Annotated in this window: 11 protein-coding genes and 3 pseudogenes; 7 read left to right on the forward strand and 7 right to left on the reverse strand. The window is 68.8% G+C overall.

Annotated features, from left to right (window positions below; genetic code table 11):
- Positions 1-47: 47 nt before the first annotated feature.
- Together BLV72_RS01650 and BLV72_RS01655 are read right to left on the reverse strand one after the other, a co-directional pair.
- Positions 48-810 (reverse strand): annotated as a pseudogene (locus tag BLV72_RS01650) (helix-turn-helix domain-containing protein); the annotation flags it as partial.
- Complete coding sequence (locus BLV72_RS01655; protein ID WP_342030636.1) at positions 807-2,333, reverse strand: MFS transporter; 1,527 nt, start codon at positions 2,331-2,333, stop codon at positions 807-809. The gene BLV72_RS01655 and the pseudogene BLV72_RS01650, both read right to left, overlap by 4 nt.
- On the opposite strand from BLV72_RS01655, the gene BLV72_RS01660 reads away from it, so the two are divergent.
- A complete protein-coding gene (locus BLV72_RS01660; protein WP_093459754.1) occupies positions 2,240-2,989 on the forward strand; it encodes an ArsR/SmtB family transcription factor in 750 nt (249 codons plus the stop codon). The two genes, BLV72_RS01655 and BLV72_RS01660, sit on opposite strands and share 94 nt — an antisense overlap.
- An 86-nt stretch (positions 2,990-3,075) precedes the next feature.
- Here BLV72_RS01660 and BLV72_RS01665 read toward each other — a convergent pair.
- Positions 3,076-3,910 (reverse strand): annotated as a pseudogene (locus BLV72_RS01665) (IS481 family transposase); the annotation flags it as partial.
- A gap of 121 nt (positions 3,911-4,031) precedes the next feature.
- Positions 4,032-5,192, reverse strand: coding sequence for an ROK family transcriptional regulator (locus tag BLV72_RS48595; protein ID WP_208905461.1), 1,161 nt, complete (start codon positions 5,190-5,192; stop codon positions 4,032-4,034).
- Between the two features lie 321 nt (positions 5,193-5,513).
- Here BLV72_RS48595 and BLV72_RS01680 point away from each other — a divergent pair, with 321 nt between their 5' ends.
- The 5 genes from BLV72_RS01680 (at position 5,514) to BLV72_RS01700 (ending at position 12,138) form a co-directional block, all read left to right on the forward strand.
- Positions 5,514-6,620 carry an extracellular solute-binding protein gene (locus BLV72_RS01680; RefSeq protein WP_208905463.1) on the forward strand — a complete coding sequence of 369 codons (1,107 nt, stop codon included), beginning with the start codon at positions 5,514-5,516 and terminating at the stop codon, positions 6,618-6,620.
- 60 nt (positions 6,621-6,680) lie between these two features.
- The gene (locus tag BLV72_RS01685) at positions 6,681-7,580 is read left to right on the forward strand and encodes a carbohydrate ABC transporter permease (protein ID WP_244320550.1); all 900 of its coding nucleotides are present in this window, start codon (positions 6,681-6,683) and stop codon (positions 7,578-7,580) included.
- Positions 7,577-8,404, forward strand: coding sequence for a carbohydrate ABC transporter permease (locus BLV72_RS01690; RefSeq protein ID WP_093459757.1), 828 nt, complete (start codon positions 7,577-7,579; stop codon positions 8,402-8,404). The genes BLV72_RS01685 and BLV72_RS01690 overlap by 4 nt, the downstream gene beginning before the upstream one ends.
- Positions 8,401-9,702 carry a Gfo/Idh/MocA family protein gene (locus BLV72_RS01695; protein ID WP_093459759.1) on the forward strand — a complete coding sequence of 434 codons (1,302 nt, stop codon included), beginning with the start codon at positions 8,401-8,403 and terminating at the stop codon, positions 9,700-9,702. The genes BLV72_RS01690 and BLV72_RS01695 overlap by 4 nt, the downstream gene beginning before the upstream one ends.
- A 66-nt stretch (positions 9,703-9,768) precedes the next feature.
- Positions 9,769-12,138, forward strand: a complete 2,370-nt coding sequence (locus BLV72_RS01700) for a glycosyl hydrolase family 95 catalytic domain-containing protein (RefSeq protein WP_093459760.1) — start codon at positions 9,769-9,771, stop codon at positions 12,136-12,138.
- 60 nt (positions 12,139-12,198) lie between these two features.
- Here BLV72_RS01700 and BLV72_RS01705 read toward each other — a convergent pair whose 3' ends face one another.
- The 3 genes from BLV72_RS01705 to BLV72_RS01710 form a co-directional block, all read right to left on the reverse strand.
- Positions 12,199-12,990: a heparin lyase I family protein gene (locus BLV72_RS01705; RefSeq protein WP_093459762.1), complete on the reverse strand. Its 792-nt coding sequence runs from the start codon at positions 12,988-12,990 to the stop codon at positions 12,199-12,201.
- Positions 12,991-13,069: 79 nt separating this feature from the next.
- Positions 13,070-13,246 carry a hypothetical protein gene (locus tag BLV72_RS49320; protein ID WP_244320551.1) on the reverse strand — a complete coding sequence of 59 codons (177 nt, stop codon included), beginning with the start codon at positions 13,244-13,246 and terminating at the stop codon, positions 13,070-13,072.
- Positions 13,204-13,350 carry a PaaX family transcriptional regulator C-terminal domain-containing protein gene (locus BLV72_RS01710; protein ID WP_244320594.1) on the reverse strand — a complete coding sequence of 49 codons (147 nt, stop codon included), beginning with the start codon at positions 13,348-13,350 and terminating at the stop codon, positions 13,204-13,206. The genes BLV72_RS49320 and BLV72_RS01710 overlap by 43 nt, the downstream gene beginning before the upstream one ends.
- A gap of 131 nt (positions 13,351-13,481) precedes the next feature.
- Between BLV72_RS01710 and BLV72_RS01715 the strand changes: the two are divergent.
- A pseudogene (locus tag BLV72_RS01715) lies at positions 13,482-14,368 on the forward strand (IS630 family transposase); the annotation flags it as partial.
- Between the last annotated feature and the right edge of the window lie 3 nt (positions 14,369-14,371).

Raw genomic sequence — 14,371 nt, forward strand, 5'->3', positions numbered from 1 at the left:
TGGGAGGCCAGGACCTTGCTTACGCCGGTCGGCAGCCGTGACGCTGGATGGCGCGAGCCGAGCAGCGCCCGGGCATATGCGTCGGCGCGATAGCAGGCTCGGTTGTCGGTGACGATTCGCTCGACGCGCGTGATGCCGTGGGCTGCGAACCAGACGTGGGCGCGGTGCATGAAGGCGATCGCGGTGACTGCCTTCTCGTCGGGAAGCTTCGGTGTAGGCGAAGCGCGAGTAGCCATCGATTGCGGAGTGGAGGTAGACGTATCCGGTCCGTGTGCCGCGCTTCTTGGTGCGGGCGACAGCCTTGTCCCGGTCAGTTCCGCGACCATGGGCACGCCACCCGCCGCCGTCGGGGATGCGACCGACTTTCCTCACATCGATGTGGACCATGTGCCCGGGACGGCGAGCAGTGATTTTCTGCGGCTCGCGGTTGACCTCACCGTTGGGGTCGATGAATTTTCGACGGTCCAAGCCGAGCTGTGCGAGCAGAGGCGTAACCGTTCGACGGCTGATCGAGATCCCATCTTGTTCGAACTCGAAGACGATGCGGGATGCCGACCACTTGTGCTCACGCCGCATCGACTCGATCCGCTCCACGAGACGCCCTGGTGTGGCGGTCGGCTGCCGGACCGGTGCTGAGGAACGGTCGAGGAGGCCGAGATCGCCGAACTGCTTGTAACGGCTCACCCACTTCGACGCGGTCGCGCGGGAGATGCCCGTCTCAGCGGCCACGTGCGCGATCGGACGCGTGTGGCAACGCTCGATCAGCCGCTTTCGACCTTCTGAGGTCAGGGGGCTGTTGCGGTGGGTCATGAAAGTCGAGCGCATTGACTGACCGCGATTCCGAAGCAGAGCAGACCGGCGAGCACGAATACGACAGCGGCACCGATGAACAGCGCGGCCGATTGCGAGCTGAAGCCTGGCGAGGTCACCGCGCCGGCGACCGCTGCGAAGATTGCGATACCGAGTGCGCCGCCGGTCTGTCGGGCGGTGTTGCTCGCGCCGGAGGCGAGGCCGGGCGCGCAGGGTGTCGCCTTCAGCGCCGCCGAGACGATCGCCGGGGTGAGGACGCCGAGGCCGGTGCCCCACAGCGCGAGGAAGAACGCTAGGGCGACGTAGCTGATCCCGGTGTTGGTGAGGGTGGCGGCGATGCCTGCCATTCCAGCAGCGGCGACGACCAAGCCCAGTGCGGCGGTGCGCCACACCCCGAGGCGATTCGCGAGCCGCCCGGCGGGCGCGCCAAGGAGCGGGAGCGGCAGCATCGCCGGGAGCGTCAGCAGACCTGCCGCAAGGGGCTCCAGCCCGTGCACGTCCTGGAACACCTGGGTCAGCAGGAACAGCCCGCCCAGCGCGCACAGGTTCATCAGACCTGCCACCAGTGACGCGAGCCCGAGTGAGTGTCGCGCCTCACGGGGTACGGGCAGGAGTGGGTTGCGCCCCCGCCGTTCGACGGCGAGAAAGCCGAGCAGCGCGAAGACGGCGGCGGCGGCGAGCGCCGCCGCCAGGACGAGCGACGCCGGGGCCTGGATGATCGCGGTGACCAGACAGGTCAGCGCGATCACGAGCAGCGCAGCGCCGATCCAGTCCACCTTCCGCTCCGACCCCTGCTGCGGGTGAGACCGCCGCAGCTGCACGACCGGCACCAGTGCGAGGGCGATCACCGGGACGGACAACCAGAACACGGCTCGCCACCCCGCTGCCTGGACCAAGAGCCCGCCGATGACGGGGCCTGCTGGGAGGGCGGCACCGCCGATGGCGGCCCATACCCCGACGAGACGGTTCCTGGAGGTCTCGTCGGGGTTGTTGTCGACGAGGAGGGCCAGAGTGCCGGGCAGCATCAGCGCCGCGCCGATGCCCTGGACCGCGCGGGCTACGACAAGCACGCCGATCGTCGTGGCGAGGGCGCACAGCACGGAAGCCGCGCCGAAGCCGACCATGCCGAGCAGGACGACTCTGCGGTGGCCGATGAGGTCGCCGATCGCCCCGGATGCCAGCAGGAGCGCCGCCAGGGGCACCGAGTAGGCGTCCACGGTCCATGCCAGCCCGGTGCTCTCAGCGTGCAGCTCAGCGCCGATCTGAGGGAGCGCGACGTTGACGACGGTCACGTCGAGCAGGACGAGGAAGTATCCGCCGCACAGCGCGAGGGTCAGCGGCCATCGGGAGTCATTCGGTGTCATGTTCTTGATCCTCGGTCCGGGACGTTTCAGCGGCCGTCGAAGCACTCCGCGCGTAGCATCGAGGCATGAGCCAGGATGGGACGACACGAGGTGAGCCGGACATCGCCGGTGTCGCCTCGGCCTTCGCCGATCCCCGGCGCGCTCACGTGCTGATGGCATTGGCCGACGGCCGCGCGCTCCCGGCCGGACGTCTCGCGGAGGAGGCAGGCGTGTCCGCATCCACGATCAGCAACCACCTGACAGTGCTGCTGAACCACGACCTGGTGACCGTCGAGCAGCAGGGCCGCCACCGCTACTACCGCCTCACGACCAGTGAGGTCGAAGGAGTCCTCGAAGCCCTTGCCAGGCTCGCACCTCGAACCCCGATCACCTCGCTGCGTGCCCACACCCGCGCGCACGCGGTGCGGACCGCCCGGACCTGCTACCGCCACCTCGCCGGGCAGGCCGGGGTCGATCTCTTCCAACGGTTCATCGGGGCAGGCTGGATCATCGGCGGAGACGGGCTCCACCGCCCAGAGGTCACCGGCGACAGACTCTCCTCATCGAGCAAGGGTGATCAGTACCGGCTCACGTCCAGTGGAGCGCGAGCATTTGAAGCGTGGGACATCGCGCCCAGGGTGCTTTCGACCATTCGACCGCTGCGCTACTGCATCGACTGGACCGAGCAAGCCCACCACCTCGCCGGCCCGCTCGGCACCGCGATCACCGACCGGCTCTTCGACCTCGGGTGGATCGTCCGGAACAAAGTCCCACGCAGCGTCGACATCACCCGTGAGGGAGAAGCCGGACTCGCATCGCTTGTATCACCTGCCTGAAGCCGCGCCATCACGCCTGCCGCGCAACGTCAACAACCTCATGGCCAGCAACAGCTAGGACACCGAACGCCAGGCTGCGTTTCCCGAGAGGTGTAGGGCCGCTGATAGGCCCACTCGTCCAGCAGGGTCCGGTGGAAGCGTTCGACTTTGCCGTTGGCCTGCGGGCGCCAGGGGCGTGTCCAGCGGGGCCTGATGCCCAGGTCGCGGCATGTGTCGCGCCAGGTGTTCTTGGTGCAGGCCCAGGCGTTGTCGGTCAGTAGCCGTGCGACGGTCACGCCGCGTGCGGCGAACCAGTCGGTGGCCCGTCGCAGGAAGGCCGCGCAGGTGGCGGCTTTCTCGTCGGACAGGTTCTCGGTGTAGGCCAGGCGGGAGTGGTCGTCCAGGGCGGTGTGCGGGTAGGCGTAGCCGGTGCCGTTGCGGCGGTCCTGGTTGGCCCGGCCGGCTGCGCGGCCGAGGACTTTGTGGCCGCCGCCGTCGAGGATGCGGCCGAGTTTCTTGACGTCGATGTGGACCAGTTCGGCTGGTTGGGAGCGTTCGTAGCGGCGGACGGGTTCGCCGGTGGCCCGGGTCGCAGGCGGCAAGTGGTGGCTGGCCGTGGCGTTGGAGGATGCGGTGGACGGTGGAGGCGGCGACGGCGGCACGGGCGGCCGGCCGCAGTGGGCCGATGTGGTGTTCACGGCGCATCCGTAGAACCTGTTCTTCCACGTGGCGGGTGTCCGGTGGGGGAGTGGTGGGGGCGGCTGGAGCGGTCGGTCATGCCTGCCGCCCGTGGTGGCGGTAGCGGCGGGCCCAGCGGGCGGCGGTGGTGTGGCTGACCTGGAAGCGTTCAGCGGCCCGTCGTAGCGGCCAGTCGTCGTCCACGACGCACCGGGCCAGGCGCAGCCTGCCGGTTGGGGTCAGCGGGGCGTTACGGTGGATCAACGAGGGCCTCCTGGGCATCGGCGGTAGGTGTGGCAATCTCCACCGAAACCAGAAGGCCCTCGCCCCGTTCAAGCACCCCTCACGGCGCGTCGCCCGTCACCAACGTGTCGGGACAACACACCTAGGCACGGTCCGGCGCCTGCCCGCCCGCCGCCTCCGCCACGTCGAAGAGCTCCGCCTGGACCCGGTCAAGTGCCAGCCGTACCGCGCCCAGTGCCACCGACTCGTCGCCCAGTACCGACGCCTCGACCTGTACGGGGAACAGGCACAGCCGGTTCAGTTCCGCGTGGAGCGGCTCGGCCAGCAGGGCCCCCGCCTGGGACAGTCCGCCACCGATCACCACGAGCTGCGGATCCACGGTCAGCACGGTGGCCGCGACGCCGGTGGCGAGGTCGGCCACGAACGCCGTCACGACCGCCTCCGCCCGTGGGTCGCCGCACCGTACCGCGTCGAAGACCCGCTTGGCGGCCTCTCCGTCCGAGGCGGCGTCCGGGTCGTCCTCGCCGAACGCTGGCATCCGGTCGAGCGCCGTGTACCAGCCGAGGTCGCGCAGTACGCCGATCTCGCCCGCGCCACCGTTGTGGCCGAGGTGCAGCTTCCCGCCGATCAGCAGTCCGAGCGAGATGCTCCGCCCGACCAGGAGGTAGACGACGTCGTCGACGTCCCGCGCCGCTCCGCGCCAATGCTCGGCCAGCGCCGCGAGCTTGGTGTCGTTGCCGGCCAGCACCGGATAGGGGCGTCCGGCGCCCAACTTGGCGGCCAGATCGAGTCCTTGCCAGTCCGGGAGCCGCTCGCTGCGCACCACCTTGCCCGCTGAGATGACACCGGTGGTCCCCACGCCCAGGGCGCGCAGCTCGTCGTGGCCCTCGGTGGCCCGCTCGACCATGTCGCGGGCCACGTCCAGCCGTTCGGCCGCGCTCATGTGTGGTCCCACGTCCGCCCGGGCACTGGCCACGATCTCGCCCCGCAGATCCGCGACGAGGCACAGCACCTTGTGCGGGCCGACGTCCAGCCCCGCCACATGCCCGGCGTCCTGCCGGAACCGGTAGCGCTTGGCCGGCCGGCCCACGCGGCGCGGCGCGTCGGGCGGGAGCCTCACCTCTTCGGCGAGCCCCTGGTGCTCCAGGTCGGCGATGATCTCCTCCACGGTGGCCCGGGAGACCTCGCTCCACTTCACCAGTTCGGTGAGGGTCGGCTCGTCGGCGTCGTACAACGTGCGCAGGACGGCCGCGATGTTGAGACGACGCAGCAACGACGGATCCCCGCCCGACAGCTTTGCCACGCAACTCCCCGTTCTCATGGTGCGGTTGCCCTTGCCGCACCGTAGGCAGCAATGCTAGAAGATGGCGTGAATTATTAAACCCTCCAAGATTTAATAATACAGTGCCGCATCCACGGGTCCCCGACCCCCTGGTCCACCTGGGAGAACCATGAGAAAGGCACGCTGTCCCGGCGCACTCGCGCTCCTACTGATCGCCGCCTGCGCCCCCGTGGGCAGCGGCTCCGGATCCGCCGCCCCGCGGGCGGGGCGAAGGAGGTCTCCTTCCTCGTCTTCGAGACGCCCAACCTCACACCCGAGTACTGGGACAAGGCGATCAAGCGGGTGACCGACAGACACCCGGACATCCACGTCAAGAAGATCGTCGCGCCCAGTGCGGGCGAGCGGAACGCCTACGCCAAGCAGCTCCTCGCCTCCGGCCAACTCCCCGACGTCATGCAGGCCGTCGCACCGTCCGGCTTCGCCGAGAGCGGCCGGCTGTACGCGTGGCGCGAGAAGGAGCTGGCCGCCTACCAGTACCCGCACTCCAACCCACTGGGCGGCAAGATCTACCAGCTCCCCTACAACACCCAGCCGACCCCGCTCGTCTACTACAACAAGAAGCTCTTCGCGCGGGCGGGCATCACCGCCCCGCCGAAGACCTACGCCGAACTCCTCGCGGACGGCGCCGCGTTGAAGGCCAAGGGCATCAACCCCTTCGTGGTGGGCGGTGGCGGCAAGGACGCCTTCGCTGCCGCCTACCTGTGGATCGCGCTGGTCGGGGCCGATGTCTACCGCGAGCAGCCCGACTTCCTGGCCCAGCGGCGCGCGGACAAGGTGACGTTCTCCGACCCGGTCTTCGTGAAGGCCACCCAGAAGTTCGCCGATCTGGTGGAGAAGGGATACATCGACAAGGCGGGGCTCTCACGCGACTACCCGTCGACCGAGAAGGCGTTCCTGGACGGCAAGGGCGCGATGTATCCGATGGGTTCATGGTTCGCCGCCTCCGCCGACGCCAAGACACTCCCCTTCGACATCGGCGTCTTCGCCTGGCCGACCGACGACGGCACGACCGTCGTCCCCGCGTACACCGGCGGCGGCCCGATCGTGAACGCTCATGCCAAGAACCTCGAAGCGGCCAAGACCTTCGCGCTCGAGTTCAACCAGAACGCCGCCAACAACGACGTCCTGGTGAAGTCCGACGCCGCCATCATCGCGATCAAGGGCTACAAGCCACCGGCGATGGGCCCGGTCTACCAGGACACCCTGAAGGTGCTGAGATCCGGCAAGGTCGCCAATGCCTTCACCGTGGAGACCGGCGACGACGCACTGCTGCCCGGTGTGAGCGACAAGGTGTTCGCCATCGCCCAGCAGATCGTCGCCGGGAAGACCGACGGCGCCCAGGCGGGCCGGCTCCTGGACCAGGAGTGGGCCAAGGCGGACGGGCGGTGATCCATGGCACTCATCGACACCTCGCCTGATACCCATTCCCCCGGCACACCGCCCGCGGCCATGCCCCGCGCCCGTGTCCGCCGGCGCGCAAGGTGGTCCTACCCCCTCGTCTTCGCCGCTCCCGGGCTCCTCGTCTACATCTGCTTCGTCCTCGCCCCGATCCTGCTCGCCTTCGGCTACAGCCTCACCAACGCCGATCTCTTCCACCCCGATGCGGAGTCCGTCGGCGCGCACAACTACGCGATGCTGCTGTCGGACGACGCCTTTCTGCGTTCGCTGCTCGTGACCACGATCCTGACGCTCATGATCGTCATCCTGCCGAACGTGGGCGGGATCGCGGTGGCCCTGCTGCTCGACCTCGACCGGCCCGGCCGGCTCTACACGGCGCTGCGCGGCGTGTTCTTCGTGCCCGTGGTGCTCAGCTCGGTGGTGGTGAGCGTGGTGTGGATGGCTCTGCTGTCCGACGACGGCCTGGTCAACACCCTGCTGCGGGGGCTGGGCGCCGCGAGCCCGCCGGGCTGGCTGTCGGACCCCGACCTCGCGCTCTACACCATCGGGTTCGTCATCTCCTGGCAGATGCTCGGATTGTGCTCGGTCGTCTACCTCGCCGGACTGCAGAGCGTGCCGAAGGAGCTCCTGGAGTCCGCGGCCATCGACGGGGCGGGGCCGTGGCTGCGCTTCCGCAAGGTCACCTGGCCGATGCTGGCCCCGGCCATGACCCTCAACACGGTGATGCTGCTGATCACCGGCTTCAAGGCGTACGACCATGTGCAGGTGCTCACCGCGGGCGGCCCGGGCCTGGGGACCACCGCGACGATCGCCTTCAATGTCGTCCAGACCGGCTTCACCGAGAACAGGACCGGCCTGTCATCGGCCATGGCGATCCTCATGCTGGTGATCGTCGCCGTGGTGTCCTCGCTGGTGCTGCAGGTGCTCAAGCGCAGGGAGATCGACCTGTGAAACCCGTGCGGCCGTACATACGCCCCCTGGTGGCATTGCTCGTCGCGAGCGCCTTCTTCCTGCCCCTCTATCTCGTGCTCGCCAACGTGTTCAAGCGCGGGCCGGACATCACCGCCTCCCCGGCGTCACCGCCTGTCCCACCGACGCTCGACAACCTCACCCAGGCCCTGACCCGCCCCGACCGGCTGTTCTGGAACGGGCTGATCAACAGCGTCATCGTGACGCTGCTGTCCATCGTCGTCCTGACCGTCGTCTCGGCGATGCTCGGGCACTACGTCGCCCGCACCCGCAGCAGGTTCGGGCGGATCGCCCTGCTGGTGCTGCTCGCCGGGCTGATGATCCCGCCGCAGGTGATCCTCGTCCCGGTGACCGAAGTCCTGGACGCGACCCAGCTGATGGGGACGATCGGCGGGCTGGTGCTGGTAAACGTCGGCTACTACGTGCCGTTCGGGGTGTTCGTCTTCTCCGGGTTCGTCCGGACGATCCCCGTCGAGCTGGAGGAAGCCGCCGCGATGGACGGGTCGGGCAGGTTCGGCACGTTCTGGCGGATCGTCTTCCCCCTGCTGCGCCCGGCCACCGCCAGCGTGCTGATCTTCCTGGGCGTATGGATCTGGAACGACTTCCTCAACCCATTGATCATCCTCGGACCGGCCGGAGGTACCACGGTCACCGTCGGGGTCTACCGTTCGATCGGCCAGTTCCACCGGGACTTCGGCGGCATGTGCGGCCTGATGTTCCTGGCCACGCTGCCGGTCCTCATCTTCTACCTCGTACTGCAGAAACACTTCGTCAAGGGCCTCACAGGGGGAGCAGTCAAGGGATGACCACAGCCGTTCACACCCACACCAGCCTCCGGGACCATGTCGGCGCGCCGCTGGACCGGCCGGTGACCCTCGCCGTCGTGGGCGCGGGCGCGCGCGGCGCCGCCTACGCCGAGTTGGCGGCCCAGTGGCCCGAGCGGGTCCGGGTCGTCGCGGTTGCCGAGCCGCGCGACGCGGTCCGGGAGCCGTTCGCCAGCCGGCACGGCGTCCCGGGCGAGAACGCCGTCGCCGACTGGCGGGAGCTGACCGCGCGTGGCCGTATCGCCGACGCCGTGCTGATCGCCACGCTCGACGCCGACCATCTGGCGCCCACGGCGGCCTTCGCTGAGCAGGGCTACGACATCCTGCTGGAGAAGCCGATCGCGCCCGGCGAGGCCGAGTCGGTGGCCATCGGCGAGGCCGCCGCGCGCACCGGGGCGATGGTCGCGGTCTGCCATGTCATGCGGTACACCCACTACACGCGGAAGGTGAAGGAACTCCTCCCGGAGATCGGCGAGGTGGTCAGCGTCGAGCATCTGGAGCCCATCGGCGCCTACCACTTCGCGCACTCCTTCGTCCGCGGCAACTGGCGCCGCACCGACGAGAGCTCGTGCACCCTGCTCGCCAAGTCCTGCCACGACATCGACTGGCTCGGCCATGTCATCGGCCGCCCAGTGGTGCGCGCCTCCTCCTTCGGCGGGCTGTTCCACTTCCGCCCGGAGAACCGCCCCGCCCTGGCCACCGACCGCTGCCTGGACTGCCCGCTGCAGGACAGCTGCGCGTACTCGGCGACCACGCTGTACCGCGACGGGCTGCGCCACGGCGGCACCAAGCGGTACTTCACCCGGGTCATGACCGCCGGGACACTCACCGAGGAGGCCGTCACCGAGGCACTCGCCGAGGGTTCGTACGGACGGTGTGTCTACGCCTGCGACAACGACGCGGTGGACCATCAGGTCGTCAACCTCGAATACGAGGGCGGGGCCACGGCCTCCTTCACGATGACCGCCTTCACCCCGCTGGAGAACCGGCACACCAAGATCTTCGGCACCCGTGGCCAGCTCACCGGCGACGGCCGCCACATCCGCGTCTACGACTTCCGGACCGAACGCACCACCGTCGTCGACACCTCCCTCGACGGATCCTCCGCCGCCGAGGGCCACGCGGGCGGCGACGAGAACCTGATCCGCTCCTTCGTCGACGCACTGCACCAGGGCCGTCCCGAGCTGATCCGCTCCGGGATCGGCGAGAGCGTGGACAGCCACCGCGTCGTCTTCGCCGCCGAACACGCACGCCGTACCGGGACGGTCGTCACGCTCTGATCCGCCGGGCCCGCCATCGCTCCCGACACCCCATCACCCGCCCGCCTCGACCCCCGAGGAGTGCCCGTGAACCACGTTAGCCATGCCCGCACAGGGCTCGCCTTCGCACTCAGCGCCGCCCTGCTCGCCGCCGCCCCGCCGGGCGATGTATCGGCGGCCGCACCCCGCCACCCCATCGGCCAGGCCGCCGAGTGGGCCGACGTCAGCGCCCTGCTCGAGAACATCGACGACGCCTATACCGCACCACCCGCCCTGGACACCGTGGTCACCAAGGGCTATACGTCGGGGCTGCTTCTCGGCAACGGCGACCTGGCCGTCACCTCCGACGCCCGCGACCACGCCCAGACCCTCTACCTTGCCAAGTCCGACTTCTGGGAGGCGGCCAAGGGGCAACTGCATCTCGGCCGGCTCACGATCGACAGCCCCGTCGACAGCCCCGAGGACCGGCCCGGTACACCGGCGGCGAAGGACGCCGAGGACCCGAACTACCGTCAGCGGCAGGACATCCGCACCGCCGAGGCCCAGGGCACGCAGACGATGGGCGGGCAGGTCGTGCACACGCGTACCTGGACGGCCGACGGGGAGGACCTGCTGGTCACCGAGTTGCGGACGGACGACGACGCCGAGCGACTGCCCCTGCGGATCGATGTCACCATGCCCGACGGCTCCAGCGGTGTGGCCCGCGACGGCCAGATCTGGGTCAAACGGGCCACGGGCACGGACACGGACACCGGCTGGGTCTCGAAGGCCGCCACATCGACGAAGGTCGTCGGCTCGCCGACGCCGGTCACCGCCACCGCGCCCGCGGGCGACACGGCCCGTCTCTCCTTCGACCTGCTGCCCGGCCGATCCGTGCGCCTGGTGACCTCGGTCCACGGCAACGGCAGCTACGCCAATCCGACCGCCCTGTCCGTCTTCGCCGACCGGTCCGTCGAGCGGGTCGCGGGCCTCGGCACACGGGACGTGGCCACCGCACGGGACCGACACCGCGACTGGTGGAAGCGGTTCTGGCTGAAGTCGTACATCGACACCGGCGACGCGACCCTCAACAAGTTCTACTACGGCGCCCTCTACGCCCTGGGGGCGGCGAGCCGCGAGGGCCACTTCCCGCCCGGCACCTATGCCCCCTGGCGCACTGGCGACTTCTCCAATCTGAAGAACAACTACTACCTGAACTACAACACCGAGTCTCAGTACTACGGGGTCTACTCGGCCAACCGGCCCGAACTCGCCCGGCTCTACTACAAGTTGATCGCCTCGGAGATCCCGTACATGCGCAACCTCACGCATGCCGCCGGGTACGAGGGGGTGACGTTCAAGCGGAGCATCATGCCGTTCGACATGACCCGCCCGGCCCCGGCCGGGGTGCCGGTGAAGGACCACACCAAGCTGCCCAGCGACCAGCAGACCAACGCCACCTTCGCCGCGCTACCCTTCCTGTGGCAGTACGAGTACACGGGCGACAAGAAGTTCTTCCGCGAGACGACCTACCCGTTCCTGAAGGGGCTCGGTGACTTCTGGCTGGACTTCGTGGAGAAGGACCCGGCCACGGGGAAGTACGTCGTCCGGCACAGTGGGGTCAACGAAGGCGGGGACGACGTCAGCTCCGTCTACGACCTGGGCTATATCCGCCGTGTGCTGACCGCGTTGATCAGCGGCAGCAAGGACCTCGGGGTGGATGCCGGAAGACGGCCCGTGTGGCAGGAGGTGCTGGACAAGCTGACGCCGTACCCGACCGCCACCAAGGACGGGCTCGACGTGATCCTGCTCGCCGACGAGATCAACAATCCGATCAAGGGCAACGCGCTGCTCAACAAGAACGACCAGCCCATCAACCTGGAGGGGGTCGTCCATCCCAGCGACAACCTGGCGATCGGCGGCGACCCGGGGCTGCTGCAACTGGTGCGCAACGCCCTCCAGTGGGTGGACCCGTTCCTGCCGGGCTCGCGCGGCTCGTCCGTCAACGGGTTCCCCAAGACGTTCACCATCGCGGCCCGCGCCGGCTGGGACCCCGACGACCTGATCCGGAAGTTCACCACGGTGATCGAGGGGCTGTGGCGGCCGAACCTCACGGTCCGGCAGCCCGGTGGCGGGCAGGAGACGTCCGGTGCCATGGAGACGGTCGACTCGATGATGCTGCAGACCTACCAGGGAGTGACCCGGGTGTTCCCCGCGTGGCCCGAGGACCGCGACGCGAGGTTCGTACGGCTGCGCGCCAAGGGCGCCTTCACCGTCTCCGCTGAGCGGAAGCACGGCGACGTCCGGCACGTGGACGTGACCAGTGAGAAGGGCAACCGCTTTGCACTGGCCAGCCCTTGGGGCGGCGATCCGGTCACCGTGGTCGACGACCACGACCGACGCGTGGCCCACACCACGCGGGACGGGGTCGTCTCGTTCCGGACGGCGCCGGGGCGGACGTATCACCTCACCCACTGAGCCCCGATGGGGCTCCCCCCCGGTGCGGGGGGGGGAGCCCCATCGGCTTGGTCGGGCCGGTCACCAGTTCGCGGGCTCGGCCAGGCTGTAGGAGTTGGCGATGCGCGCGTGATCATGGAAGACGGAGAGTTCCGAAGGACCGGCGGGCTGGTTCTCGCGCCAGCCGGTGCAGTAGATCCCGGACGACCAGCGGACCGTGTTCGACGTCTTGGGCAGCACGGCGACCCCGGTCCTGCTGTACTTCTTCACACCGTTGACCCAGATCTCGAAGGCGCCGTTGGTCGCGTGGAACTTCAGCCGCGTGACGATCCGGATCCACTTGCCGCGCAGATCGGTCACCTTGGCGACGTTCGCGCTGATGCCGCCGGATCCGCCGATGCGCAGGTCGTCGTTCTGGATGAACATCAGCTCCCAGGGTCCCTCGGGGTCCTCGGGCGACCACTGCTGGAAGGTGACGTTCTGGTTGTGGAACTGCCAGTTGGGGGCGATGTAGACGGCCTGGCCGTAGTAGCGGTCCTGGCCGACCGCCTGGGTGGACGCCTGCACGGTCTCGGAGTGGTAGCCGCCGCCCTCGTTGAGGTAGGTCTGTTTGGCCTCGATGGCATCGCCGCCCTTGTAGGCGGGGGTGGTGACGTTGCGTATGACGCCTTGCTTCTGGGGCTTTTGGGGATAGTTGGACCACCCTTGGACGGTGCCCTCGTTCTGGAAGTAGACCCCGGCGGGCATCGCCTGGACTCCCGCGCTCCGCACGGGGCCGGCTTCTGCGGTGCCACCGCTGAGGGCGAGGGTGCCGCCCAGTGCGCCGGTGACGCAGAGCAGGTGGATTCGTTTGCTGACCCGTTTTGCTAACATCCGATCAATCCTCTCGGGGAGATGAGATGCAGGTCTGAACTTCCCCAGAAGCTAGCGCTCAAGGTGTGACGCGTCCATATCAAGGAGAAGATAGATCCGATGATAGTGCCGGTTTCGACGTCGATTCGCATGCGCCCAGCCAGGCCGTGGGCACCAGGCCACTGCCCTGGCGCACGTGGAAGACCTTCGCGGCGTGCGCCGCCGCCGGGGCGCTCAGCAGGGTGTGGAGCCGGTGGAACAGTTCGCCCGCGGCCACGCCGTTCCACTCCTCCGGAAGGAGTTCCGGGGAAGCCCCGGGTCGCGGTAGGGCATGCGGCGCCACTGGGTCAGCATCGGCGCATAGGTACGGAACGCCTCCAGCGGTGGCGGCTCGTGCCGGGTTAACGCTCGGAGGGGGGTTTGTTGGTGGGCCGAGTGTTTGTTGGCCTGCGGTGTTGTGGGTTTGTTGAGAGGCGGGGTGGGCGGTTGGGTCGGGGTGGGCGGGGTGTGTGTGGGCGGGAGGCCGTCCCCGCCTGCTCAAGCCTGAGGACGAGGAGTTCGTCGTGGCGACGGCCACCACCCGGCCGGCCAAGCTCGGCCAGCCCTTCACCCGCTGGTCACTGCGCAAGCTCACCGCCTACCTGCGGAATGTCCACGGCCGGTCATCCGCATCGGCCGCGAAGCATTACGCTGCCTGCTCGCCCGCCGCGGCATCACCTTCCAACGCACCACGACCTGGAAAGAATCCCCGGACCCCGAGCGGGACACCAAACTGGACCGGATCGAGGAGGTTTTGGACCGCTTCCCGGACCGGGTCTTCGCCTGCGATGAGTTCGGCCCGCTCGGTATCCGCCCCACCGCGGGCTCGGCCTGGGCCGAACAAGGACGTCCCGACCGGTTGCCCGCCACCTACCGCCGCACCCACGGAGTCCGGTACTTCCACGGGTGCTACTCGGTCGGCGACGACCGCCTGTGGGGCGTCAACCGCCGCAAAAAGGGCGCCGGGAACACGCTGGCCGCGTTGAAGTCGGTCCGCGCCGCCCGGCCCGACGGCGCACCCATCTACGTGATCATGGACAACCTGTCCGCCCACAAAGGCGCTGACATCCGCCGCTGGGCGAAGAAGAAGAATAAGGTCGAGCTGTGCTTCACCCCGACCTACGCCTTATGGGCAAACCCGATCGAAGCGCACTTCGGACCGCTGCGGCAGTTCACCATCGCCAACTCCCACCACCCCAACCACATGGTGCAGACCCGGGCCCTGCACGCCTACCTGCGCTGGCGCAACGGCAACGCCCGGCACCGCGATGTCCTGGCCGCCGAACGCACGGAACGCGCCCGCATCCGGAGTGAGAAAGGCATTCGGTGGGGCGGCCGGCCACTCGCCTCAGCTGCATGAGCG

Origin of the sequence: Streptomyces melanosporofaciens, assembly GCF_900105695.1 — a bacterium.
GTDB classification, from domain to species: Bacteria; Actinomycetota; Actinomycetes; order Streptomycetales; family Streptomycetaceae; genus Streptomyces; species Streptomyces antimycoticus.